Origin of the sequence: Microcoleus sp. K4-B3, assembly GCF_036704615.1 — a bacterium.
Lineage (GTDB): Bacteria > Cyanobacteriota > Cyanobacteriia > Cyanobacteriales > Microcoleaceae > Microcoleus.
Genome location: NZ_JAUBSF010000025.1, coordinates 40,349 through 64,409, shown reverse-complemented (window position 1 = coordinate 64,409; position 24,061 = coordinate 40,349). Strand labels below are relative to the sequence as shown.

Annotated in this window: 22 protein-coding genes; 7 read left to right on the top strand and 15 right to left on the bottom strand. The window is 46.2% G+C overall.

Going from position 1 to position 24,061, the window contains the following annotated elements; all coding sequences use genetic code 11:
• The first annotated feature begins 156 nt into the window (after positions 1-156).
• Positions 157-873 (top strand): Uma2 family endonuclease, encoded by a 717-nt coding sequence (locus QUA78_RS13725; RefSeq protein ID WP_333305848.1) that lies wholly within the window; start codon positions 157-159, stop codon positions 871-873.
• A gap of 115 nt (positions 874-988) precedes the next feature.
• Positions 989-2,548, top strand: a complete 1,560-nt coding sequence (locus QUA78_RS13720; RefSeq protein WP_333398866.1) for a 16S rRNA (cytosine(967)-C(5))-methyltransferase — start codon at positions 989-991, stop codon at positions 2,546-2,548.
• A gap of 23 nt (positions 2,549-2,571) precedes the next feature.
• On the opposite strand, the gene QUA78_RS13715 is transcribed toward QUA78_RS13720, so the two are convergent.
• The 7 genes from QUA78_RS13715 to QUA78_RS13685 all read right to left on the bottom strand — a co-directional run bounded on the left by QUA78_RS13715 (position 2,572) and on the right by QUA78_RS13685 (position 10,739).
• Positions 2,572-5,169 carry a PBP1A family penicillin-binding protein gene (locus QUA78_RS13715; protein WP_333302003.1) on the bottom strand — a complete coding sequence of 866 codons (2,598 nt, stop codon included), beginning with the start codon at positions 5,167-5,169 and terminating at the stop codon, positions 2,572-2,574.
• Between the two features lie 240 nt (positions 5,170-5,409).
• Positions 5,410-6,420, bottom strand: a complete 1,011-nt coding sequence (gene chlG / locus QUA78_RS13710; RefSeq protein WP_333302004.1) for a chlorophyll synthase ChlG — start codon at positions 6,418-6,420, stop codon at positions 5,410-5,412.
• Positions 6,421-6,713: 293 nt separating this feature from the next.
• Positions 6,714-7,196, bottom strand: coding sequence for a DUF29 domain-containing protein (locus QUA78_RS13705; RefSeq protein WP_333302005.1), 483 nt, complete (start codon positions 7,194-7,196; stop codon positions 6,714-6,716).
• 26 nt (positions 7,197-7,222) lie between these two features.
• Entirely contained in the window at positions 7,223-7,927 is a 705-nt protein-coding gene (locus tag QUA78_RS13700; protein ID WP_333302006.1) for a helix-hairpin-helix domain-containing protein, read from the bottom strand.
• Positions 7,928-8,137: 210 nt separating this feature from the next.
• Positions 8,138-8,485: an NINE protein gene (locus tag QUA78_RS13695; protein WP_172188925.1), complete on the bottom strand. Its 348-nt coding sequence runs from the start codon at positions 8,483-8,485 to the stop codon at positions 8,138-8,140.
• A gap of 95 nt (positions 8,486-8,580) precedes the next feature.
• Entirely contained in the window at positions 8,581-8,793 is a 213-nt protein-coding gene (locus QUA78_RS13690) for a hypothetical protein (RefSeq protein WP_172188922.1), read from the bottom strand.
• Positions 8,794-9,146: 353 nt separating this feature from the next.
• Positions 9,147-10,739, bottom strand: coding sequence for a CPBP family glutamic-type intramembrane protease (locus QUA78_RS13685; protein WP_333302007.1), 1,593 nt, complete (start codon positions 10,737-10,739; stop codon positions 9,147-9,149).
• A 241-nt stretch (positions 10,740-10,980) separates the two neighbouring features.
• Between QUA78_RS13685 and QUA78_RS13680 the strand changes: the two genes are divergently transcribed.
• The 3 genes from QUA78_RS13680 to QUA78_RS13670 all read left to right on the top strand — a co-directional run bounded on the left by QUA78_RS13680 (position 10,981) and on the right by QUA78_RS13670 (position 14,817).
• A complete protein-coding gene (locus tag QUA78_RS13680; protein ID WP_333302008.1) occupies positions 10,981-12,342 on the top strand; it encodes a histidine phosphatase family protein in 1,362 nt (453 codons plus the stop codon).
• A gap of 253 nt (positions 12,343-12,595) precedes the next feature.
• Entirely contained in the window at positions 12,596-13,909 is a 1,314-nt protein-coding gene (locus QUA78_RS13675; RefSeq protein WP_333302009.1) for a dihydroorotase, read from the top strand.
• Between the two features lie 152 nt (positions 13,910-14,061).
• On the top strand, positions 14,062-14,817 hold the full coding sequence (locus tag QUA78_RS13670) for a 4'-phosphopantetheinyl transferase superfamily protein (protein WP_333302010.1): 756 nt from the start codon (positions 14,062-14,064) through the stop codon (positions 14,815-14,817).
• Positions 14,818-15,114: 297 nt separating this feature from the next.
• Here QUA78_RS13670 and QUA78_RS13665 read toward each other — a convergent pair whose 3' ends face one another.
• On the bottom strand, positions 15,115-15,855 hold the full coding sequence (locus tag QUA78_RS13665) for a response regulator transcription factor (RefSeq protein ID WP_333302011.1): 741 nt from the start codon (positions 15,853-15,855) through the stop codon (positions 15,115-15,117).
• A 110-nt stretch (positions 15,856-15,965) separates the two neighbouring features.
• A complete protein-coding gene (locus tag QUA78_RS13660) occupies positions 15,966-16,124 on the bottom strand; it encodes a hypothetical protein (RefSeq protein ID WP_333302012.1) in 159 nt (52 codons plus the stop codon).
• A 263-nt stretch (positions 16,125-16,387) separates the two neighbouring features.
• Here QUA78_RS13660 and QUA78_RS13655 point away from each other — a divergent pair, with 263 nt between their 5' ends.
• The gene (locus QUA78_RS13655; RefSeq protein ID WP_333190816.1) at positions 16,388-17,134 is read left to right on the top strand and encodes a creatininase family protein; all 747 of its coding nucleotides are present in this window, start codon (positions 16,388-16,390) and stop codon (positions 17,132-17,134) included.
• A 208-nt stretch (positions 17,135-17,342) separates the two neighbouring features.
• Here the strand turns inward: QUA78_RS13655 and ndk are convergent, their stop codons facing one another.
• On the bottom strand, positions 17,343-17,792 hold the full coding sequence (ndk, locus tag QUA78_RS13650) for a nucleoside-diphosphate kinase (RefSeq protein WP_333302013.1): 450 nt from the start codon (positions 17,790-17,792) through the stop codon (positions 17,343-17,345).
• A 632-nt stretch (positions 17,793-18,424) separates the two neighbouring features.
• Here ndk and QUA78_RS13645 point away from each other — a divergent pair.
• Positions 18,425-19,183 (top strand): hypothetical protein, encoded by a 759-nt coding sequence (locus QUA78_RS13645; RefSeq protein WP_333302014.1) that lies wholly within the window; start codon positions 18,425-18,427, stop codon positions 19,181-19,183.
• Position 19,184: 1 nt separating this feature from the next.
• Here QUA78_RS13645 and proB read toward each other — a convergent pair whose 3' ends face one another.
• From proB to ruvX, 5 genes are all read right to left on the bottom strand, one after another.
• Positions 19,185-20,294 carry a glutamate 5-kinase gene (gene proB, locus QUA78_RS13640; protein WP_333302034.1) on the bottom strand — a complete coding sequence of 370 codons (1,110 nt, stop codon included), beginning with the start codon at positions 20,292-20,294 and terminating at the stop codon, positions 19,185-19,187.
• A gap of 144 nt (positions 20,295-20,438) precedes the next feature.
• The gene (locus QUA78_RS13635) at positions 20,439-20,960 is read right to left on the bottom strand and encodes a YqeG family HAD IIIA-type phosphatase (protein ID WP_333302015.1); all 522 of its coding nucleotides are present in this window, start codon (positions 20,958-20,960) and stop codon (positions 20,439-20,441) included.
• A gap of 142 nt (positions 20,961-21,102) precedes the next feature.
• Positions 21,103-22,227, bottom strand: coding sequence for an endolytic transglycosylase MltG (gene mltG / locus QUA78_RS13630; RefSeq protein WP_333302016.1), 1,125 nt, complete (start codon positions 22,225-22,227; stop codon positions 21,103-21,105).
• Positions 22,228-22,474: 247 nt separating this feature from the next.
• Complete coding sequence (locus QUA78_RS13625) at positions 22,475-23,053, bottom strand: DUF3727 domain-containing protein (protein WP_333302017.1); 579 nt, start codon at positions 23,051-23,053, stop codon at positions 22,475-22,477.
• A gap of 316 nt (positions 23,054-23,369) precedes the next feature.
• Entirely contained in the window at positions 23,370-23,828 is a 459-nt protein-coding gene (gene ruvX / locus QUA78_RS13620; protein ID WP_333302018.1) for a Holliday junction resolvase RuvX, read from the bottom strand.
• Positions 23,829-24,061 lie beyond the last annotated feature (233 nt).

The window sequence follows — 24,061 nt, the reverse complement described above, 5'->3', positions numbered from 1 at the left end:
ACGCAAGACTAAAAAAAAACTCCCATAGGCAAGAGTATATCAACTAAGAAGAACGCAATTTATTATAACCTTTGGTGTCAACCAAACCACAACAAGCTGAAAAATCAACTTTAGAGTAAAATAGAAATTGATGCTACTAGCAATGGAGTCATCCCCATGACAGCAACAATTCCCACTCAAACTTTGCCAGAAATCATCTACCCAGACAGCGACGGAAAACCCATGTCTGACAACACGAAACAGTTCCAATTAATCGTAAAAATTCAAGGCGGAATAGATGCCTTATTCAAAGACAACGAAAATGTTTTTGTAGCAGGTGATTTGCTGTGGTATCCCGTCGAAGGAGATAACAAAACTCGCCAAGCACCTGATACTATGGTAGTCTTTGGCAGACCCAAAGGTGACAGAGGTTCCTACCAACAGTGGCTTGAAGATAATATTGCGCCGCAAGTTGTATTTGAAATCATCTCCCCCGGCAACCGCATGACAGCAATGTTTAAGCTGTTTAAGTTCTACGATAATTATGGAGTCGAAGAATATTATGTCTACGATCCGGAGGATAATGAGTTCATGGGTTGGCTACGAAGTGACGGAGAACTCAACTATATTGAATCAATGGAGGGTTGGGTAAGTCCGCGTTTGCAGACACGTTTTGAAACTGCATCGGGAGACTTGGAAATTTATCGTCCTGACGGACTGAAGTTTTTGTCTTATGTGGAGTTGTCAAGACAAATGGAACAAGCGCAGCAACAAATGGAACAAGAACGACAACAAATGGAACAAGAACGACAGGAGAAAGAGTTAGTACAGCAAAAAGCCGATCGCCTTTCAGAAAAACTCCGAGAAATGGGCATAAATCCAGAGGACATTTGAGATTATAATAGTCCTCGAATCGCGGGCGATCGGAAAATGGGTTTTTCACCAAATCTGCGGGCTGTAACGCGTCTTATCGTAAAAAACCCGGTTTCTAGGTCTCCATATCTTAACCATGCAAAATCCCCGCCAAATAGCTTTTCTCGCACTCCGCGAAGTCCACCGCCGCGGTGCATTCGCAGATGCCGCACTCGATCGCGCTTTCCGCAATTCTGAACTCAACGACCTCGATCGGCGTTTAGTGACAGAATTAGTTTACGGTAGCGTCAGGAGAATGCGATCGATCGACTTTATCATCGACAAACTAGCAACAAAGAAATCCTCCCAACAACCGCCAGAACTCCGCACCATCCTACATTTAGGCTTGTATCAACTCGAATATCTCAACCAGATTCCCCCCTCCGCCGCCGTCAACACCACCGTTCAACTAGCAAAAGAAAACGGATTTTCAGGACTTAGCAGTTTTGTCAACGGTTTGTTGCGACAATACATCCGTTTAACCCCCCCAACCCCCCCTTACCAAGGGGGGGCTAAGAGTGTTCCTAATTTCCCTCACCAAGTAGAAGCTAAGAGTGTTCCTAATTCCCCTCACCAAGCAGAAACTGAAACTACTTCCAATCCCCCCGTTTACCAAGGGGGGGCTAAGAGTGTTGCAAATTCCCAACACCAACCAGAGACTAAAACTACCTCTAACTCCCCCCCTTACCAAGGGGGGGCTGGGGGGGGTTTGAATTCTCTAAAATTACCCGAAAACCCAGTTCAACGCTTAGGAATTATCCACAGTTTCCCCGATTGGCTAATAGAATTGTGGATCGAACAAATAGGTGAAACCGAAACAGAACAACTCTGTGAATGGTTCAACCAATCCCCCACAATTGACCTGAGAATCAATCCCTTAAAAAGCTCGATCGCCCAAATCGAAGCTGCCTTCAAAACCCACAACATATCAACTAGCAGAATCCCACACTTGCCACAAGCATTAAGACTAAATGGCAGCATCGGCGCAATTCAAAACCTCCCCGGATACAGCGAAGGTTGGTGGACAATCCAAGACAGCAGCGCTCAATTAGTCACCCATTTACTAGCGCCCCAGCCAGGGGAAACTATCATTGACGCCTGCGCCGCGCCGGGGGGAAAAACCACCCACAGCGCCGAATTAATGCAGGATACAGGCACTATTTATGCCTGCGACAAAACCGCCAGCAGACTCAAAAAACTTAAAGAAAATGCAGACAGACTCCAGATGAAATCCATTAAAATTCATACCGGAGACAGCCGCCATTTCCCAGAGTTTGTTAACCTCGCAGACAGAGTTTTACTAGACGCACCTTGTTCTGGCCTCGGAACCCTCCACCGCCGCGCCGACGCCCGCTGGCGCCACACGCCGGAAAACATTCAAACACAATCTCAACTGCAATCGGAATTGCTAGCAAATGCAGCGACATTTGTCAAGTCCGGCGGCGTATTAGTGTATGCAACTTGCACAATTCATCCCTTGGAAAATGAAACAGTTATTCGATCGTTCTTAGACAGCAATCCTAACTGGCAAATCGAACCGCCAACAATTGATTTACCCGTACAGCCATCACCCGAAGGATGGGTGAAAGTGTGGCCGCACAGACATCACATGGACGGCTTTTTTATGGTAAGGCTAAAGCAATTGAAAAAGGAGTAAAGTCCTTACTCCAAACCGATAGTTTAATATCCCGGTTCTTGATAAGCAGGCTCTTGATAAGCAGGCTCTTGATAAGCAGGTTCTTGATAAGCAGGTTCTTGATAAGCAGGCTCTTGATAAGCAGGTTCTTGCGGTGGGTAATACTTCGGTTCAGGATTAGGATTGTAAGGTACGATCGCCCCATCCTCATTCACAATCATCCCCCGAATAATCCTATTAGGGTGCACCGGTTTGGCCTTAATACTGCCTTTGCGGCCCTCCAACTCCGGCAACTTCGGAAACTTCTCAACCGGCATTCCCTTAACAGCTTGACTCATAAAATCGCGCCAATTATACGCAGCCGTACCGCTAGTTCCCCAAGTCGGATAATTGTCATCATTCCCCAGCCAAATCCCAGTCACAACCTGTGGAATGTAACCAATAAACCACAAATCCCTGACATTTTCCGAAGTACCAGTTTTGCCCGCTACAGCGCGATCGTCCAAAGCAGCAGGCCCCCCCGTACCGTCTTGCACAACACCCTCCAACATCCAAGTAGTAATCGCAGCACTATCCTTATCCAAAACCCGCTTCGGTTTAAAATTAGCCTGATAAATCACATCTCCCCGCTGATTAATCACCCGAGTAATGCCGTGGGCTTCAATAAAATTCCCTTGCGATGCTAAGGTACCGTAAGCATTGGTTAACTCCAGCAAATTCACCTCCGAAGAACCCAAAGCCAGGGAATAAATCGGACTCAATTTAGACTTAATTCCCATATCATTGGCTAATTTTATCGCCGGTTCAAACCCCACATCCATCAACACCTTCACAGCTACGACATTCACCGAACGCGTCAAAGCATCAGAGATCGATCGCCAACCGCTAAATTTTTTGCCATAATTATTCGGTTGATAACCGTCGATAATAATTGGTTCGTCTTCGTAACTGTCATAGGGAGAAAAACCAGCCGCCATCGCCGCGGCATAAACCAACCCTTTAAACGTCGATCCGGGCTGCCGCAAAGCCTGGGTAGCGCGATTAAACTGACTTTCCTTAAAATTCCCGCCCCCCACCAGCGCCTTAACTTCCCCAGTCTTAGTGTCCATAGAAACTAAAGCTGCCTGTTCAAAACCCTGACTGCGGCCATCAACTTCGATCGCATTTTTAACCACCTTTTCCGCTATTTTCTGCCACTTCAAATCCACCGTCGTCTCGACAGTCAAACCGCCAGCTTCCAAAGCATCCTGAGAAACATAGCGCGGCAATTCCTTCCGAATGTAACTAGCAAAATAAGGCGCAACTACTTTAAATCGCTTCGGGGCACTTGGTTTAACCGCCATAGGTTCCGCCATCGCCTCCTTCGCCTGAGCCTCTGTAATTACCTTAGCTTCCTGCATTTCTTGCAGCACAAGATTGCGGCGTTTCCTAGCTATATCCGGGTTAACCAAAGGCGAATATTCGCTTGGTGCCGGCGGCAAACCCGCCAAAGTTGCCATCTCTGCCAAGGTTAATTTATCGACAGTTTTGCTAAAGAAAACCGCTGCTGCATCTGCCACTCCGTAGGCATCCGAACCCAAATAAACCAAATTTAAATATCTTTCTAAAACTTGGTCTTTATTCAACTCTCGCTCAATTTTCTGAGCTAAAAGAGCTTCCCGAACCTTCCGCCTAATACTTCTTTCCTGATTTAGAAAAACAACGCGAGCCAATTGTTGCGTAATTGTACTGCCGCCCTGGACTAAATCTCTCGCTATCAAATTAGAAACAATCGATCGCACAATACCTTGATAATCCACCCCGCGATGTTTGTAAAAACGGCGGTCTTCTATGGAAATAAAAGCTTTAACCAACAGTTCGGGAATTTCTTTAAGTTTCAGTTTATCTCTAGTTGCAGGCCCCGACTGCAACAAAATCGTATTATCTGCCGCCTTAATTGTCAGCGTTCCGTCGCGGTTAAAGGCTGACAAATCGTTAACATCCGGCAAACCTTTGTCTAATGTGTACAAAATCCATAAACAGTAGATTAAAGCGCCCCCGCCTATACTAGCAACACCTAAACCTATCCAAAATCTAGGACCGCGAGGTATCCGTTTTTTAGTATTTTCCTGCGGTGCGCTATTTTCCTGCGGTGCGCTATTTTCCTGCGGTGCGCTATTTTCCTGTAGTTCCGTATGTCTCTGCAATTCGGTCTTCTGCGGTGCGCTATTTTCCGGCAATTCGTTACTATCCGATTTTTGGGGTAATTTAGTTCCCAGCAAACTTAATCCCGGCCGCAACAATTTTTTTCCCTTAGTTTGCAAGCTGGTAACTTGAGGTTCAATTTCCAACCAAGCGATTAAGCGCTTCAACCCTTCCCAATCGCGCTTAACTATTTGATACCTTTGAATTTCCGGGTCTAATTCCCAATTTAATTCCGACTCTTCTAGGGGTGCAGGATCTTCTTCTACCACATACTCCGATCCGGCCGCCGTTGTCCGTGTAAAAAATTCCGCCTCGGGTTCGGGCGAGTTGAGCTTATTACCCTTCGCAGCCTTCGGCGGTTCTCGATCAGAATTACCGCTTATTGCGTTAGTGACTTTGCTCCATTTACCTTTGATATTTGAGAAAAATTCTGCCACGTTCAGACCTTCAAACCTCATCAAGTCCGATTAAAAATTAAAAATTCACAAAGCTAGCTTTCTTCAATTCTTAATTTTTAATTCGACATTTTTTCTTGAATAACACGCTGCCTTGAATTATTTTTTTTTGAATTCAAAATTTTTTAATTCAAAACTCTAAATTCAAAACTTTTCTTAACGCTGCGGAGTTTGGTATTTTTTTTCTAATTGAATTAGATTTTTTGAATTAAAAACTCTTTAACTCAAACCTCCCAACTCTGCTTAACTCGCATGACCCAGTGCCAAGGCTGCTACCAGCATACCCAAAACCAAGAAAGGCTGAGCACTTGCCTGATATTTAACATCATTTTCCAGGGGATTACGCAAAAAGTACATATCCTGAAAAGTGATTTGGGGAATTATCAGCAGCAGGAGAATCACAGCGTAAAGGTTTTGGTGGATACTGATCAGGTAGCCTGCAATCCCAGCTTGAAATATGTCGATCATCAACACGCAAATCCAAGCTGCGGTGCCGATGCCAAACATCACTGGCAAAGATTTTAACCCTAATTGCCGATCGCCTTCAACACTTTTGAAATCGTTGACGATCGCAATCCCCAGCCCTGCCAAACTGTAAAACAGGGTCAAAATCATAATGGTTGGATCTAGTGTACCAAACAAAGCTTGACCAGCCCACCAAGGCAGGGCAATGTAGCTAGCACCCAGGGCATAATTTCCCAACCAGCCATTCTGCTTGAGTTTCAGCGGGGGCGCAGAGTAGATATAAGCTAGAAACGCGCCGCCGAGAGTCAAAACAGTCATTATCGGGAATTCATGACCCGCCCACAAGTCTAGAGCATAAGCCACCGCAAAGCCTGCGGCTAATAATACCAAAATTTGCGTGACTACTTGGGGAATCGAGATGATACCGGAGGGAATCGGACGGTAGGGCTCGTTAATGGCGTCGATGTCGCGATCGTAAAAATCGTTCAAAGTTTGAGTGTACCCGGCCAGCAACGGCCCTGACATCAACATACAAGCTGCTGCGATCAAGAAATTCTCTAGGTTCCAAACATAGTTTCCAGAAGACGCCGCCCCGCACACCACGCCCCAAATTAAGGGAATCCAGGTAATCGGTTTCATCAGTTGCAAGCGAATTTTCCAGATGGATGTTTCTCCGCTAGCGGCCCCTTTCATGCCCAACAGTTGCCGAGTTTTGGCAGTGCGGTTTTCGGTAGCAGCACTTTCCGGTGCTGCTTCTGGGGAGATTTGAGATGGAGGAGAGTCAGACATAAGTGTGATTTTAGCGTTACTGCTACTATTGTGTCGTTCTGCGTTTCAATAATAATTCTGATAGGATACCACTGATATTTAAGGCATCGTCTTGAAAACTTACCCCGTCTTGGAGTTGATGCTAGGGAAAAGTACGGGTTTCATCAATATATTTTAATATCATTATTCTGTGTAAATGTCAAGACGATAAATACTTTTTTAATAATTTTGCTGGGCCCGCCTGGTGGGGGAGATTTTTGCTAGCAGGTGCATTGAATGTCAATTACCAGGAGGCGATCGAGTTTTTTGCCATACTACCCTTGAATCATCTCATCTGGCAGAAAATCTGGCAGAAAGTCAGAATCTAGAACATCGACAGAAGTGTACATACATAATTGCGGAAACGTTTCTACAGGCAATCCAGTTTCAGCACTTGCTTGTTCTGCTGCATCCGCATAACATTCAACTAAGACCTCTTCAAGATAGGGTTTGAGACTGGGGGAATCTTTCAGAGCTTTGCGAATGCGTCTGCGATGTTCGACAATGCTGCCTTTCCAACTACCGCTTCTTTGATCCGGTTGAAATTGCCACTTGAGCAAGTGCAGGAGAATTACCACCAGATTACTTTCTAAACTCCGGCGTTCACTTCGCCCCATGTCTTCTATTTCTGCAATTAGATTTTCCCAGTCGATGTTTGAATAGTCGCGAACCCGCAACTTTTCCACAGTGATTTCAATCCATCGGAGGTAATCTGTATCATACAATTTTTGTCTGTCAACTTCTAATTTTGTTGTCATAAGTTGTTTGTGCTAACAACGGCAAATTAACAAATATGGCGGTATGAATCAAAAGGCAGTCCCGTCCGCCGCTTGACTTCGACAACTGATTTGTAAGCGCCTTTTCTCTGCCTTTCTCTAACTATTTTTTCGGCAACAACCCGATCTAAACCGCTGGCGATTAACTCTTCCGACGAAAGAATATTTAACCGTTTCCAAGTAAACTGCAATTCTTTTTGATAATTGTAGCTGAAGCAAATCATCGGGGCGATGCGTCTGACGTGACTTTCGGGAACTCCGGCTATTTCTGATAACTCTTCGGCGTGGGTAAAAATGTAGCCTTCGTTTTGCAAAGATTCAATATCGTTGGCGTAGACGATCGGCAAACCCAAGATTCTGACCATATCGTCTTTGGTACACTCGTTAATATCTATTTTGCCGCGCACGTTTGCCAGTTCTTCGGCATTGGTTGCAGTTGCCGGAACCAGTAAACCTCTGGGTGCGGTTTTGATCAGATAGCGCTTTTTCAAACTAAAAGCAGTGACAATTTGAGCGATCCAAACGAGCGTACCCAAATTAACTGAAGAAGATACCGCTAGTGCTGCTAAAGTAATGACAACACCCCATCCCATCCAACTGCGAATATTTGACTTTTGGCCTGCATAGGCGATCGCCAATCCGCCGAAGTAGGGAATAAAAGCATACCACACCCAGTTTGGAGTTTGACGCAGCCAGTATAAATCTTGAGACACTTTAATTTTATCCTTAAATAGCTGTGATCTCACACTTACTTATTTCAATCCCACTTTTTTAATAGTGGGCTTTCTTCTTCCTTCTTCCGACTTCCATCGGACTTCTTCCTTCTTCCTTCTTCCTTCTTCCGACTTCCATCGGACTTCTTCCTTCTATCCTTTACATCCGTTACATCCGTTACAGAATCCGTTGCCGAACTTACTTCTTAATTACAATTCTCGCAGCAATTTTTGGCGTTTTTCTTCATATTCTTCGGCCGTAATTGCGCCCATATCGTAAAGTTTTTTCAATTCGCCGATCGCCCCTGTTACATCTTTTGCCGCTCTGAGGACATAGCCAGACGGCAACATTCCGCCATTGTACTGTACCTGAAAAGCTTGTTCCGACATCAACAGCAGGCCGATAAAATCGAAAAATGCGATCAGTGACGGAATTAATGTCCAAGAAAATAGCAAGTATAATACCCCTGCTAAGTTATTGCCCAAATAAAATTTGTGAACTCCGAAACCTCCAACAAAGAAAGCTAACACAACTGCTACGGTTTTATCTTTTACCATTTTTACTTTCCCCAGTTTTTTTATTTGAACTTCCGCGCTCGACCTTTAACTATCGACCTTAAACGATCGAGCTAAGTAATCTTACTAATTTTTACTCATTTATTTGGGTTTTTGCGAAACTTAGACATCGCAAAATACAGCAGAACTATACCGGCTTGAGCCTCTAGAATGACCAAGTAGCCTCTCAAGAAATAATTGAGTTCGCTGCCTGAATTGAGAGAAAATATTAAAATGCCTAGGGCTGCGTAGGGTGCGAAACGCATCCAACTCGGCGTTCCCTCTAACTTGCGGCTGTTAAAATTGCTCATTGGGTTTAACCCTCATCCTAAATTAAAATTTAGCTAGAAATTGGTCGGATTGTCAACTTCCGCTTGGTGCGATCGCCCGGGTCAGTCTCTCAATCATCAGCGGACAAGATATTACTTCCATGTTAAACCAAGTTTTTCCGCTAAAGTAAGCGACCGGGGCGGGTCGATCTGGATCTGTTGCTGAGATTACAGATTAGGGTGAACCCGCCCATACTGGAATTCGGGTTATTTTACCGGACTAGATATAAGGGGCGCACCGAGCACCCTACTGCTGTTTTTGGCAAGAGTCGATCGGCCGCACGAGCACTGTCACAATAAACCGGTTAATTCACAATTATTAACAACCGCCCGAATTAACTCGCGCCGCCGCCCAAAAGAAACAGACTCAGGAGAGTACCGCTGTTCCAAAGACTGTGGAGAAGCATAGGAGACAGGAGATTGCGCGATCGCGTGTACACAAACCCCAAAACCGCACCCAAAGTCGCCAAAGGCAGAATCTCAGACACATTCAAGTGAGCCACGGCAAACAAGAAAGCAGAACCTGCGATCGCCCCCCAAACAGGCAAATAGCGAGTCAGAGAAGGCAGCAGAAAGCCCCGAAACACGATTTCCTCAAAAACCGGAGCGGCGATCGCAGCAGTGCCGAAAAACACCGCCAAAGCCACGTTGTCCCTACCTTCAAGAACGATCGGCAAAATCGGATTGCTGCCACCTTGTCCCTGCCAGAATTGCTGATTGATCAGCGACACCAAAACTACCAAAGGCAAAGCAACAAAATAGCCGCCAAAACCCCACAAAAACCAATTTCCCCGCCAATTAATCCGAAACCAACCTTCCGGCAAAGGCAAAAAAGACTTGACCGAAAAATACAGTACCGAAAGCCCCCCAGCCGACAGCAACAAATAAGTCGCAAAGATATAAAAAGCCTTGTCGCGCGGGTCAAAAGTAGCAGGATTGAGTTTTAAAACAGCCAGAGAAACCGGCAGCAACAAATAGGGAATCAAGATTTGCCCGACAAAGAAAAAGCCGACCACAAGCACCTGCCAAACAATCTCACCATCCCAAGGCACATCCCAAGTCAAGCTCGCATTTCGCGCCAACACCGGGCCGGAACCTGCTGTATCTAAATGCTTCCGCTGCAACAGCCACTGCACGGTCAAACCAACCAGCAAAACCGTACCAATACAAAGTGCGATCGCCGGAACGCCAACTATAATTGCCAACTTTTCTACAGCTTGCTCAGCCGTTACTTGCTCTGCTGCTTGCAGCGCCACCAGTTCTTTAGAACGTTCTTGCAGCTTGTAAAGTTGAGCCAGAGCGCGATAGCGAAACCAGCCATCCAAAGACTTTTGAATGCTCGGCTCGGCATCCGGCAGCAGTTGAGCCGGATTGCTCCAAATTCCCGTTAAAACTTTAGCAGTTACCGCCGAAGCGTCGTAATCAATTTGAGTGTTGTACCGCTCAACTAAATTTTTCCAAGTTTGGATCGCCGCCTGAGTTTTCCCGCTGCTTGCCTGCAAAATTCCTAAGCGCAAGTCAAGTTCGTTTAGCAGCGCTGACTGTTGCTCGATCGACTCTGACAAAGCCTTAGTTTGAGCAGAATTCAGAGTATTATCATCAGACTTGGAGGCGACGGGCGACTGAATTTCTTTAAATTGTGCTTGAGTTGTTTCGAGAGTTTTGCGAGTCGAGTCTCGCGCTTCTTGATATTGCGTCAAAGCCGTATTTAAAGGATCTGCACCGACAATATTGTTGCGCGCCGAACTTAAATTAGCACTCTGATTATTTTCTCCTTGCCACTCGGAGGCGTGAAGCAGCAAATTTGTCTGGTAGAGTTCCAGCCGACTTTGAATTTGCGGCTGGTTCCAACTAGCAACTAAAGATAAACCGACCAGGGCGATCGCGATCGCCGTTAAAATACCTAAAATCACCCGCTTCAATGTCATTCCTGCTTTTCCGTCCCGCGCGAATCCGTGGCTAAATCTTTTCCGTCTTTAATCATAGGTCGTTGCAGACGAGAGTATCCCGACAACTGGTAAAATTTCACTGGCTCATCTTTTTGACTCGCCTCAACAAGACTTACGCCACAAATCCTTGACCCGCCATGTATGGGTAAGGTGCGTACTGCACACCCGCAGCGGGGTAGCAGGCTAAATCTAAAATCTAAAATCTAAAATCTAAAATCGAATGACTCGCATTATCTTAGTCCGTCACGGCAAAAGCACCTACAATCAAGAACGCCGCATCCAAGGCCGCCTGGATAAATCGATTTTGACAGAAGCAGGCCGCAGCGCCGCCCTGCAAGTAGGCGACACACTCAGCAGTATCGCCTTTGATGCAGCCTATACCAGTCCCCTGCAACGAGCCAAAGAAACAGCGGAAATCATCCTGTCGCGCTTGACAAATCCGCCACAACTCGAGCCAACTGATAATTTGATGGAAATCGATTTGCCTCTGTGGGAAGGAATGTTGCGCCAAGATGCGATCGACAAATTCCCCGAAGCATATCAGCAGTGGCAAAGACAGCCAGACAAATTTTCCATGAAACTGCCATCTGCTGACGGAGACATCGAACACTTTCCCGTATTGGCAATTTTTGCTAACGCCCGTCATTTTTGGCAAGAACTTTTATCGCGTCACCAGCACGGCACAATTCTAGTAGTAGGTCACAACGGAATCAACCGCGCTCTCATCGCCACTGCGTCGGAAATTACCCCGGATTACTATCAATCAATTCAACAGTCAAATTGCGGAATTAGCGTCATTAATTTTGGAACTTCTCCTGTTACTAACGACGAACTAGGACAGCCAAAAAAGAAAGTTGCAGTTCAATTAGAATCGCTGAATTTAACCTCCCATACCGGGGAAATTTTTCCCAAACCGAGGGACGGACACCGAGGCCCGCGCTTGTTGCTGGTACGTCACGGCGAAACCGACTGGAATAAAGCAGGTAAATTTCAGGGGCAAATTGACGTGCCTCTCAACGATAACGGTCGCGAACAATCCCGGCGGGCGGCAGAATTTCTCAAGGATGTAAAATTAGATTTTGCGATCAGCAGTTCGATGCTGCGCCCGAAAGAAACTGCGGAAATAATTCTCAAATATCACAGCGGTTTGCAACTGGAACTGCGCGATGAGCTAAGAGAAATCAGCCACGGACTTTGGGAAGGAAAGTTTGAATCAGAAATAGAACAATCCTATCCGGGTTTGCTAGAAGAATGGAAAACATCTCCTGAAAAAGTCCAAATGCCTGAAGGAGAGAATTTGCAGCAAGTTTGGACTCGGGCGATCGCATCTTGGCGAGAAATCGTACAATCAGTTTCTGGTACTGGGATTGTCGTTGCTCACGATGCCATTAACAAAGCTATTCTCTGCCACCTATTCGGTTTGGAACCAGAACATTTCTGGAAATTCAAACAAGGAAACGGAGCCGTTAGCGTGATTGATTATCCCCACGGCCCCGATGGTTTGCCGGTATTACAAGCGATGAATGTGACAACTCATTTGAGCGGCGGCGTTTTTGACCAAACAGCAGCCGGAGCACTGTAATTAGTAAAGTGTTCAGCGAAGTGTAGCAGAGGAAATCCCCTCTGCTACACTTCGCCCGCCTAACAAATGTCTGAATTTTGATAGCAACCATCAAGCATTCTTAATTACTGAAACCCTTGCTTTTATTACTTATTCCTTTTTGCCTCTTCCTTCGTGTACTTCGCGTCTTCGCGGTTCGTACTTCCCTCTTCCCAACCTCCGTTACATCCGTTAAATCCGTTACAAAATCCGTTGCCGAACTTCCTTCTGTTATATGAGCCGCGAACTGCTACAAAATGTACGAGTGCTAGATCCAGTTTCAGGGAGCGATCGCATCGCTGATATTCTGATTGCTGAAGGTGATATCAAAACAGTCGAAGAAAAAATTGCTGAGTTTCCCGCTGACACGGAAGTGCGGAATTGCCAGGGACTGATTTTGGGGCCGGGGTTAACTGATATCTACAGCCACAGCGGAGAACCGGGTTTTGAGGATCGGGAAACGCTGGAATCCTTGATGCAGGCTGCGGCGGCTGGCGGTTTTACGCGGCTGGCGATTTTGCCGGATACGTCGCCGCCTGTTGACAATTTGGCCGGTTTAGCTTTGTTGCAGCAACATATCCGCAATTTGTCGCCCGGGGGGCCCCGCTTGTATTTTTGGGGCGCGCTGACAGCGGGCGTTAAAGGGCAGCAGATGGCTGAGTTGGGCGAGCTGGTCTCCTCTGCGGTGGTGGGTTTTGCGGACGGTTTGCCGCTGTCTAATCCGGCTCTGGTGAGGCGTTTGCTTGAGTATATCCAGCCTTTGGGCAAGTCTGTGGCTTTGTGGCCGTGCGATCGAACTTTGGCAGGAAATGGCGCGGCGCGGGAGGGTGCGGTGTCGGTGCGCTTGGGTTTGCCAGGAATTCCGGCGAGTGCGGAAACTTCGGCTTTGGCGGCTTTGCTTGAGTTGGTGGCATCTGCGGGCACAGGAGTGCACATTATGCGCGTTTCTACGGCGCGCAGCGTGGAATTGATTCGAGATGCGAAGGCGCGGGGTTTGCCGGTGACTGCGAGTGCGACTTGGATGCACTTGTTGTTGAATGTCGGGGCAATTTCAGGAAACTCTAAAAATTCCGGCGGGAAAAATGCTCTGACTGCTTCCTTCGCCTACGATCCGAATTTACACTTAGAACCGCCGTTGGGAAATCTCAGCGACCAATTAGCGCTGATTCAAGCTGTGAAAGATGGCGTAATTGATGCGATCGCGATCGACCACAATCCGCATACTTATGAGGAGAAAACTGTGGCTTTTGCTGATAGTCCGCCCGGGGCGATCGGCTTGGAATTAGCTTTGCCTTTGCTGTGGCACGGACTGGTAGAAACAGGCGAATTTTCGGCTTTAGAACTGTGGCGAGTGTTGAGCGCAGGGCCTGCCGTTTGTCTCGGACAAACCCCTGCCACGGTTGCGCCGGGAGTCTCTGCTGAGCTGATTTTGTTCGATCCGGAAATGAGTTGGACTGTTGACGGGCAAAGTCTGAAATCGCGATCGGCAAATACGCCTTGGTTGGGACAAAAAATAGCAGGAAAAGTTGTACAAACCTGGATTTATTAAAATTTGGGATTGCAATTCATCTGTTGTAGAACAGCCATCTTGCCGGTTTCTCCAAGTATAACAAGCATCTTGCCGGTTTCTCCAAGTATAACAAGCATCTTGCCGGTTTCTGGGAATGCTGCATGAGGTGAGTCATAAGAGAAGATAAATACATGATTGCTGCTTTTGATTCGTGGAATTCTCCACCGCTAGACTTGACATTGAATCTGGGCGAAATTCATGTTTGGCGCGTGTCTCTGGCTCAAACAGAATCTTGCTTGCAGAGTTTACAAGAGACTCTCTCTACCGACGAGCGGACAAAAGCCGAGGGTTTTCACTTTCCCAAAGGTCGATCGCAATTTATTGTGAGTCGTGGCGCGCTGAGAGCCATTCTGAGTCGCTATCTTAACATAAATTCTCACATTTTGCGCTTTGACTACAATTCCTATGGCAAACCTTCTCTCATCGCCGCCCAAGGTGGAAATACCCTGCGTTTCAATTTGTCTCACTCTGGCGGAATGGCTCTAATTGCTATTACCAAAAATCGAGAGATTGGTGTCGATATTGAAGGCATCAATCCCAACTTTCCTTGTCTGGAGATTGCTGAAAAGTTTTTTTCACCCTTAGAACACTCTGTGTTGCTTTCGCTCCCAGAGCATCTCCAACCCCGCGCTTTTTTCACCTGCTGGACTCGCAAAGAAGCCTATATTAAAGCAGTCGGAAAAGGACTTTCTATTCCCCTGAATCAGTTTGATGTCAGCCTCGCACCAGGAGAACCTGCAGCGCTGTTAAATGTTGAAGAAAACCCCGAAGAAGCATCAAGATGGTCTTTAATTGAATTAATGCCGAGTTCAGATATGGTGGCGGCTGTTGCGGTTGCAGGAGATTGCTGGAAACTTGATTGTTGGCAGTGGACAGGGGAGTTGTGATTTATACTGAGATGTTGCACCATTCTCAATCAGCTTTTTATGAACAGGCTTTCCGGCCTGTGAAGCGAGAAAATTCTTTGTGGAACAGGCATCTTGCCTGTTCTTGAAAATTGCAATATGTGAGTTTATACCGATCGCCAAGGGTAAAAGATAACGGCAACGGTCGCTACAATAGGTCTACTGGTTGAGCCTTCAAGCTCTTGCATTGCGAACCCTGCATAGACCAATAAGGACACAACATTGTTGTGTCCCTACGTTTATTCGATTGCAACTTGCCACCCTAGAACTTACTTAACATTAACCAAATCGATAGCCGAACCCGCGTACCGTAATGATATATTCCGGTTGGCCCGGATCTATTTCCAACTTTTCGCGTAGCCAGCGGATGTGAACATCAACTGTTTTGCTGTCTCCGATAAAATCTTGACCCCAAATTTTTTCCAGTAATTGATCGCGAGACCAAACTCGCCGGGGATAACTCATAAATAGTTCTAGTAAGCGAAACTGTTTTGGAGAAAATTTCACTTCCACACCGCGAACCAACACCCGGCACTCTTCAGGATACAGAGTTATACTCTTATATTGCAGCATCATCGGTTGCGGCAACTGACCGAGGCGCTGGCGCCGCATCAGCGCCCGACACCGAGCGATAAACTCCCGCATTCCAAAAGGCTTGGTCAGATAATCATCCGATCCGGCTTCTAAGTAAAAAGCGCAATTGTTGGCACTTCCTCTAGCACCGATAATCAAAATAGGGACGGGATTTCCTTGATGCCGTAACATTCGACACAGATCCAAACCGTTAATGGAATCCATAATTAACAGGTTAAAGGCAAATTCACCGTGGTATGAAGAAGAAGCCTGTACAGAAGGCAGAGCGTTGCGCCCGTCGCTAGTAACCACCACCTCGTAGCCCTGTTCTTTAAGGGCTAAAGCTAGCATTTCCCGCAACAGGTCTTCACCTTCCAATAACAAGATTCGGCCGGCTTGTCCAACAGCCAACCTCGAAGGACTTTCGCTTAATTCAGCAGAAGACATAAATATCCGTGGGAGTTATGTTTGTATGTGGCTAGCGAGAGGGGCCTTGTTCAGTAGCTGAGGCACTCTCGCGCTGCGATCGCTTGTACGATCGTCATTTGTTCGATCGCTTAGAATCCTTCTCCAGTCCATCCCACAGACACGCGCTCGACCTTTGCTACTTGCTCGTGCAAGGAATACAACAGTAGAGCAGTTGCCGGAGCCGCGCTGTCTGCCTGCGTCCTGGCCTCAGAAGTCTGGTCATTTTTAGGGGTCGGTGTTAATTTCATAAAACATTGCCCGCTGTTAATTGACCAGGTAACACCCAATCTATAGGGAGATGCTTGTTATACTACTCTTAAAAGGTTATTAAAAGGTAAAGTTTGGGTAATCAATTGGTTAAATTATTAAGGTTAAGTAATATAACTGTAAAGTTGCGCTCGCACTGTAAAGGTTTTTTTAAGAATACAATAATAAGTTGGCCCAAAGTCCTTTTTTTCCCGTGCCGGCTACGATCGACGATAGCAAGTAAAAATTCTGTAGACTGCCTATCATGTTGCTGCATTTGAGTACCTGGCCCGAGGTAGAAGCTTATCTCGATAGCTCCCGAGGCATAATTATCCCGATCGGCTCCACCGAACAGCACGGGCCCACCGGCTTGATCGGCACTGACGCCATTGCTGCGAGTGCGATCGCCCGCGGTGTCGGCGAAGCTGCCAATGCCTTAATCGGCCCGACAATTAATGTAGGCATGGCCTTGCACCACACCAGCTTTCCCGGCACAATCACCCTCCGACCGCAGACCCTAATACTCGTAATCAGGGATTATATCACATCTCTGGCAAAAGCGGGATTTGTAAAATATTTCTTCATTAACGGTCACGGCGGCAACATTGCCACGATGAAAGCAGCATTTTCCGAGACTTACGCGCATTTGTCGGACTTGAATTTACCGAATGCCGATCGAATCCAGTGTCAAATCGGCAACTGGTTCATGTGCGGTTCAGTCTACAAACTAGCAAAAGAATTGTACGGAAACCAAGAAGGCTCCCACGCCACCCCCAGCGAAATCGCCTTAACCCAGTACCTTTATCCAGAAGCAATCAAGCAAGCTCCGCTTTCGGAAGAAGTCGCTTCCGGGCACAAAATTTACGGTGCTGCTGATTTCCGCCGCCGATTTCCAGACGGTAGAATGGGTTCAAATCCGGGCTTAGCAACGCCCGAACACGGTCAGCAGTTTTACGAATTAGCAGTCAAAGAATTGACTGATAATTATTTGGAGTTTTTAAGTTCCGATTAACGTTTTTTCTTCTTGTTACGAGGAATATCCTGGTAACCAGAATAAATCTCAAACTCTATCGCTTTTCCTAATTGTTGATAATTTGTCGTGTTGATAGAACTGAGAATAATTTTAAGTTTTGACCGTAAATTCTCAACGGGCGAGAAATGTGGCGAAGAGGGCGATAAGTATTATATCTCCCGATTAATCAATCGGGAGAATATCAAAACTACTCCACAATCCAAGGAGTTAAACAAGGTGTCCAAGCACTCAATTCATCTTCCTTGAACCAGAGACTAATTTCATCACGGGCAGTTTCCACAGCATCAGAACCATGAATAATATTGCGGCCGACATTCACAGCCAAATCGCCGCGAATTGTCCCCGGTTCTGAATTCAGAGGATTTGTTGCGCCAATCATTTTCCTCGCCGAGGCCACAACGCCGTCGCCTTCCCACACCATCGCCACCATCGGCCCGGAAGTAATGAAGTCTACCAGTCCCGCAAAAAAGGGTCTTTCTTTGTGTACGCCATAATGCTGTTCGGCAAGTTCGCGACTCGCCGTGATTAGCTTCATGCCAACTAGCTTAAAGCCTTTGGCTTCAAAACGACCGATAATTTCGCCGACGAGTCCGCGCTGTACGCCGTCGGGCTTAATCGCTAAAAAAGTCCGTTCCAAGATTAACTCCTATAATTTTCTTAACTGATCCAAAAGATAGAGTAACTCAGAACGTACCTAAAGGCAATTCTGGGAGTTGGAAATTGTCATTTTGAGACTTATGGCAAAAGGAAGAAGGAAGAAGTCCGAGGGCAGAGGAAAGAGGGAAGAAGCAATAAAAGCAAGGGTTAAAGAAACCCGGTTTCTCAGAAAAATTTTTGTTTAGCAGCGATGAATCTGCGAAGAATCCCGGTTTCTAGACTCCTATGCGTCTAGAACTGATTTGCAGGGAGCATCCCGATTTTGTAAAAAGCATTTTTTAGGAATGCGAGCAGGATGCTCAGTTGCCTATATAAGCTAATCAGCATTTAAATTAGCTGTAAATAAATACTCAAACTCTTCTTGGGTGGCTTTGAGCTACGCCCGAAATATGCAATTTAAATGTATAACAGCTTATCTCTAGCGAGCAAGATGCTCGCACTCCTGGCACAATATGATGCAAGTCACAATTTCCTGTGACTGCAAACACTCTTACCTATGATGTCAAATACAAATATGTATGATAATAAACACAATTATTTATGCTCGAAAATATAGATAATTAACGGAGGTAGGAAGATGATCTTGACAGCAACTATTTAGGCGAAAAAAGTATGAAAGCGATTCTAGCATTCATTGAACCAAAAAAGCAAGAGTTTGCAAACTTGCCCTTGTTTGACTTTCTAGCCAATCAACACATTCACCCGAATCAACGATTAATTTTTGCACCTGTACTCGCTCCTTTGGCTGTGGGATTGAGCGATTTAAATAAATATGTACTGCGAGAATCTTCTAGTAATAACAAAGTTCAGGAACTCATTAATAAATATACTTATAAAAAAAACTATTACTGGCACGACTATCTAGAATACCTAGAGGAACTAGGCTTAAACCAATTAATGAGTTACGGCGACTTCAGACTGCTTTGGGGTGAAGAAACTAAAAAAACTCGATCGCTGTTTTCAGTGCTAGAACGCTACGCTTGGAAAGCCTCTCCGATTCAGAAACTGGTGTTAGTGCAAGTCCTCGAAGGCACAGCTAAAGTTTTTTTTGAGGCGGCGCTAGCAGTGGTAATGGAATTACAGCAAATTACCCAAAAAGAATATGTTTATTTTGGAGGAGGTTATGTGGGTTTAGAAAATTATCACCTTTTAAACACGCCAGAGATGTTGCAAGTTTTAGCAGAGATCAACCTTACTAATGCGGAACGCCAAGCAGCTTTAGAATTAGCAAAAAATGTATTTGAAGTGTTTACAGAAGCGATGAACGAGCTGTTCCGACACAGCCAAACAAATTCTTGCAATACTGTGCTGCAAGTATCCTCAATTTCTGCATTCGCTCATTGCGCGATCGAATGTCTTGATATGTGTTAGTTTAAACAATCACTAAATTATCTCGGTGTACCGCCGTTTCTACACCCGCATAGCCTAAAATCTCAGCAATTTTATCGGACTTGCAGCCCTGGATTTGTCTCAATTCTAAACTGCTATAATTCACAAGTCCTCTAGCAATTTGCTTGCCGGTTGCGTCGCACAACTGCACGGAATCATCAGCTTGAAATTGTCCTTCTACTTGAGCAATACCCGCAGCTAAAAGCGATTTTCCGCCGTGGGAAATTGCCTTGACAGCACCCGCATCTAAATATAGTTTTCCTGCCGGAATTAGCACGTTAGCTATCCAGTGTTTGCGAGCGTTTACAGGGCGCGGTTGAGGCTCGAATTGAGTGCCGATCGACTCTCCGTTGAGTATTTTCTCGATATTACCAGGAAAGCAGCCGTCAGTGATGACTGTGCGTACTCCCGATGCAGTTGCTATTCTCGCGGCTTCAATTTTTGTCACCATTCCGCCCGTTCCCCAACCGCTGCGGGAGTCTCCTGTTTGCACCTGAAATTCTGTGAGCTGTGCCATACTTTGGACTAGGGCGATCGGCTGCGCGTCTGGATTGCTGCGCGGATCGGCGGAATACAGCCGATCGACATCTGTGAGCACAAACAACCAATCTGCTTCTACCAAACTCGCTACTAGCGCCGAAAGCGTATCGTTATCGCCAAATTTGAGCTCGTCTACCGCCACAGTATCGTTTTCATTGACGATCGGAATCACGCCCAATCTGAGCAGTTGCTGAAAAGTATTGTAAGCGTTAACATAACCGTTGCGCTGCACTAAATCGCCCCTAGTGAGCAATACTTGAGCGATCGGCTGTTGCAAAGTAGTAAACAAGTCATCGTACACCCGCATCAGCCGCCCTTGGCCCACGGCCGCCACAGCTTGTTTGAGAGCGATATTTCGCGGGCGTTCCGTCAAGCCCAAGCGCGCGCAGCCCACCCCAACCGCACCCGAAGAAACCAAAACTACTCGATGGCCTTGCTGCCGCAAATCGGCTAAAATTTCGACTAATGCAGCAATAGTTGAAAGAGCTAAGTTTCCCGTAGTCGATCGAGTCAGCGTCGAAGTTCCTATTTTAACAACAATAGTTTTAGTCATTGGTTTGTTGACTGTTGACTGTTGACTGTTGACTGTTGACTGTTGACTGTTGACTGTTGACTGTTGACTGTTGTTTGTTGTCATTAGTTACCAATGCCCTATGCCCTATGCCCTATGCCCTATGCCCTATGCCCTATGCCCAATTTAATCTTTAATTTTCAGAGAAGCCCCCAAAGCTTGAGAAATCCAAACTTCAAAAGAGCGCACCGGATACTTGCGAAGCGCATACCCAGCATCAACCATTGGTTCCACTAAAATAGTGAACATACCCAAACGATTGCCAGCTAAAACATCAGTAAAAAGTCGATCGCCCACCATCGCCACCTGTTCCACCGGTAAATTCATCGCACTAATAGCCCTTCGCAACTTGCGGCGCGACGGCTTAGCAGCACCCGTGATGTAAGGTAGATTCAAAGACTCAGCAATCCGACCGATCCGAGTCTGGTTTACATTATTGCTCGCCAACCACAGCGATACCACCGGTTTTATTTCTTCCACCCACAAGGTGAGTTCAGGAGAAGCATTCATTGCTGTAATGGGAACGAGAGTTTCGTCCACATCCAACACTAATCCTTTAATATTATATTTTTGCAGAATCTCAGCCGTTAACTTCATGACTGAATCGCCTAGAACTAAGTCAGGCTGTAGTATTTTACCCCAAGTCATAATGATTTTAGATTTTAGGTTTTAGATTGAGAAATAAGAAATTGGAAGTTAAAGATTAAAAAAGTAAAAAATCAAAAGTGAATAATTATTGCTTTTGCTGTCTTACTTTTGACTTTTTACTTTTGTATTAGTCATTACCTATCTATTGGGTCGATCGCAACTGCTGGTCAACTTTAGCAATCGCAGCATCGTGTTCCGCCTGCGTGCGGCTAAAAATGTGAGTGCCGTCATACCGCGCCATAAAATACAGATATTCTGTATTTTCCGGAGCGAGAGTCGCTTCCAGACTTGCTATTCCCGGAGATGCGATCGGAGTTGGCGGCAGCCCTACATTCACATAAGTATTGTAGGGAGAAGGCGTTTCCACCTGCTTAAAAGTCAAAGGTTTCTCCTTCGTTTGCCTGATGCCGAGGGCGTATTCAACAGTCGGATCTGAACCCAACTTCATGCCCTTATTCAAGCGGCTGGTAAACACCCCAGCAATGCGATTGCGCTCGGAAGCAACTACAGCCTCTTTTTCCACAATACTAGCCAGCGTCACCCACTCTTTCAAATCCAGCTTAGTATTCTTCTGATTCTTTTGATATATCGGCAAAGCCAACTGCTCGAAACGACCGAGCATTTGCTTGATGACAGCTTCCGGGCTAATTGCATCGCCGTCTAGCTGATAAGTATCCGGGTACAAAAACCCTTCCAAATGAGGTAAGCCGCTCGGCAGCCAAGGGTACTGAGCGTAGGGAACTTGACTCGCCACCGCAATAAAATCTTTAGCGGGGAAAAAACCTTGCGCTTCAAAATAAGCGCTCATTTGTTGCAGCGACCACCCTTCTGGAATCGTGAAACTCTGCTGTACAACTTCGCCCTTCCAAATTTTATCAGCAACTGCACTCAGAGGCTGAGTCGGCGACAGTTGGTAAGTTCCCGCTTGAAAACCTCCATCGCGGTTTTGCAGAGTCAGCCAGCGGGCCCACATATTCCATGCCGAGCTCGATCGAATCAACCCTGCGGCCTCTAAATCCCGGCCGATTTTTTGACTGGGAGTACCCTCCGGGATTTGGATAGAAACAGCAGCATCCTCTGCCGGGGAAGTTGACGTTTCAGCTATTTTAGGCGGGGCAGAAGCCCAGCTCCACCAAGCCCAGCCCTGCCAAGCGCAAATCCCCCAGATTGCCGGCACCAACGCCAGATAAAACAACCATTTAGAGACTTGCGGAGTACCTTTTCGGCCCTCGCGCGCGCTGCCTTTTGTCATTTGTTCTTTATTCATAGTCCGTTGTCCTGGATAAGTGGCGATTAACTAGCGACTAATGACTGATGACCTGCGATTGATGACCGAAAAGTTACGGATACAAGCCATTTAAAAGACCCAATTCACGCGGCCCAATTCAAAAGCCCGAGCGTAAAGGCTGAAGGCACAATCTCGAAAAAATTCGATCGGGCAAGCAGTTTACTTTTTTATAAAATAGTAAAACATTCTGCTTTTTGCCGTCAGGTCTTCTGCCTTCAATTAATATTTAATCAAGCTCGTCAAAAAACTGGTCTTCCAGCAGAGGCAGCATCGGTTCCAGCCTTTGGAACTCTTCTTCCGAGAGCAATTCTGGCTTGCCGTCGTCATTCATTCTAGCCAAGATAAAGAACGGGTCGAGAGGCGTATAAATCGCATATTCCTGTTCTTCGTGGTAGAAGCTGGTCAGCCACATCAGCTCCTCAAACTCGGACTCCTCATCCGGATCGACATCGGATGCCATATCCTCTTCGGGAAATTCCGGCAATTCGCCAACCACAGTCAGCGTCACCGCCGTGCGTCGAAGGGTCAAGTTCTGCTCTTGCAGGACAACTTTAGCTGTATCAAAAATTTTGTCAATTTCGGTCTCGTCTTCTACAGGAATTGCTGCTTCATCGGTATCGTCTCCCTGCCAAGTAAAAATTTCTACGGGTGAGTCAATCGGAAGCAGCAAAGCGTATTCTTGACCTTCTAGGTTCATAGAATATTCTATGTTGCAAGTCAGCGATCGCCCAACTTCATCCGTCAGGGTGACGGACTCTTCGTTGGAATTGCCATTCTCTTTTTTGCGGTATGGGGATGAGGACATCGCGTGTATCTTAATTTTCCGTCAATAATTCAGTAACGTTTGCTTGACAATTGGGAATTTTCGTGGCGATATTCTGGCTAAGTGGGCGACTATCGCCAGTCCACAAGCTTAAACCGCGAGACTCGCGGCCTTTTCCACAGGCGAGGAGTGCAGCGTTTAAATCTCAGTCGAGTCCGCAAGCGACACTGAGGACAAATCACGATTTTGTGCTTCTTCAGTACCTAGGGTACAGCAGAATTTTCTCCAGTTTGTCAAGGGTTACAGGTGTGCGTAGCAAACTTGCACAACCAGGATATCACGCCTTTGTTACAAGCTATCAAGGATTGGGAAGGGCGCAGATGTTTTGCCTCCGTTCGTCTAGCCACTGCTGCAAAATCAGGGCCGCTGCTTTGCGATCGATCGCACCCTTATTTTGCGACAGCGAAATCCCTGCTGCTTTCATCAATTCCTCTGCCTCAACCGAAGTCAGGCGCTCGTCCACGTACTCTAGGGGGAGTTCTAAGGCTCCGGCGATGCGATTCGCATATTTCTGCACCTGTCGGGCTTGAGCGCCCAATTCTCCGCTCAGGGAGTAGGGCAAGCCTGCAACCAAAATTTGCACTCTCCGCTCTCGGACGAGCTCTCTGAGATAAGCTACGTCTCGATCGAAGGACGATCGTACCAGAGTTGTAATGCCCGTAGCTATTAAACCGGTGCCGTCACACCCGGCGATGCCGACTCGTTTGAGGCCGATATCCAATCCCAGAGCAGAAATCCATAATTTATCGTTGGACATTCAATTTTAGATTTTAGATTTTAGATTTTAGATTTAATTCTTTTATTACCGGAATATTTTTTTTACGAACCGCGAAGACGCGTTAGCGAAGCGGCGCGTAAGCGCTCTTGTCGCGAAGAAAGAAGAGAAGAAAGTAAGAAGAAAATAGGTAATCTTAAGTTGAGTTCAATCAAAAGCAGAAGGGATATTTTGGGATTATGACCGAAAAAAGGAACTTTTTGGATGATTAATTC

Coding starts and splice junctions, on each gene's coding strand:
- QUA78_RS13690 (WP_172188922.1), bottom strand. CDS start 8,793: ATGAGCAATTTTAACAGCCGCAAGTTAGAGGGAACGCCGAGTTGGATG.
- QUA78_RS13635 (WP_333302015.1), bottom strand. CDS start 20,960: ATGACTTGGGGTAAAATACTACAGCCTGACTTAGTTCTAGGCGATTCA.
- QUA78_RS13625 (WP_333302017.1), bottom strand. CDS start 23,053: ATGTCCTCATCCCCATACCGCAAAAAAGAGAATGGCAATTCCAACGAA.
- QUA78_RS13675 (WP_333302009.1), top strand. CDS start 12,596: ATGAGCCGCGAACTGCTACAAAATGTACGAGTGCTAGATCCAGTTTCA.
- QUA78_RS13665 (WP_333302011.1), bottom strand. CDS start 15,855: ATGTCTTCTGCTGAATTAAGCGAAAGTCCTTCGAGGTTGGCTGTTGGA.
- QUA78_RS13680 (WP_333302008.1), top strand. CDS start 10,981: ATGACTCGCATTATCTTAGTCCGTCACGGCAAAAGCACCTACAATCAA.
- QUA78_RS13670 (WP_333302010.1), top strand. CDS start 14,062: ATGATTGCTGCTTTTGATTCGTGGAATTCTCCACCGCTAGACTTGACA.
- QUA78_RS13725 (WP_333305848.1), top strand. CDS start 157: ATGACAGCAACAATTCCCACTCAAACTTTGCCAGAAATCATCTACCCA.
- QUA78_RS13705 (WP_333302005.1), bottom strand. CDS start 7,196: ATGACAACAAAATTAGAAGTTGACAGACAAAAATTGTATGATACAGAT.
- QUA78_RS13695 (WP_172188925.1), bottom strand. CDS start 8,485: ATGGTAAAAGATAAAACCGTAGCAGTTGTGTTAGCTTTCTTTGTTGGA.
- QUA78_RS13660 (WP_333302012.1), bottom strand. CDS start 16,124: ATGAAATTAACACCGACCCCTAAAAATGACCAGACTTCTGAGGCCAGG.
- ruvX (WP_333302018.1), bottom strand. CDS start 23,828: ATGTCCAACGATAAATTATGGATTTCTGCTCTGGGATTGGATATCGGC.
- QUA78_RS13685 (WP_333302007.1), bottom strand. CDS start 10,739: ATGACATTGAAGCGGGTGATTTTAGGTATTTTAACGGCGATCGCGATC.
- QUA78_RS13645 (WP_333302014.1), top strand. CDS start 18,425: ATGAAAGCGATTCTAGCATTCATTGAACCAAAAAAGCAAGAGTTTGCA.
- proB (WP_333302034.1), bottom strand. CDS start 20,294: ATGACTAAAACTATTGTTGTTAAAATAGGAACTTCGACGCTGACTCGA.
- chlG (WP_333302004.1), bottom strand. CDS start 6,420: ATGTCTGACTCTCCTCCATCTCAAATCTCCCCAGAAGCAGCACCGGAA.
- QUA78_RS13720 (WP_333398866.1), top strand. CDS start 989: ATGCAAAATCCCCGCCAAATAGCTTTTCTCGCACTCCGCGAAGTCCAC.
- QUA78_RS13715 (WP_333302003.1), bottom strand. CDS start 5,169: ATGAGGTTTGAAGGTCTGAACGTGGCAGAATTTTTCTCAAATATCAAA.
- mltG (WP_333302016.1), bottom strand. CDS start 22,227: ATGAATAAAGAACAAATGACAAAAGGCAGCGCGCGCGAGGGCCGAAAA.
- QUA78_RS13655 (WP_333190816.1), top strand. CDS start 16,388: ATGTTGCTGCATTTGAGTACCTGGCCCGAGGTAGAAGCTTATCTCGAT.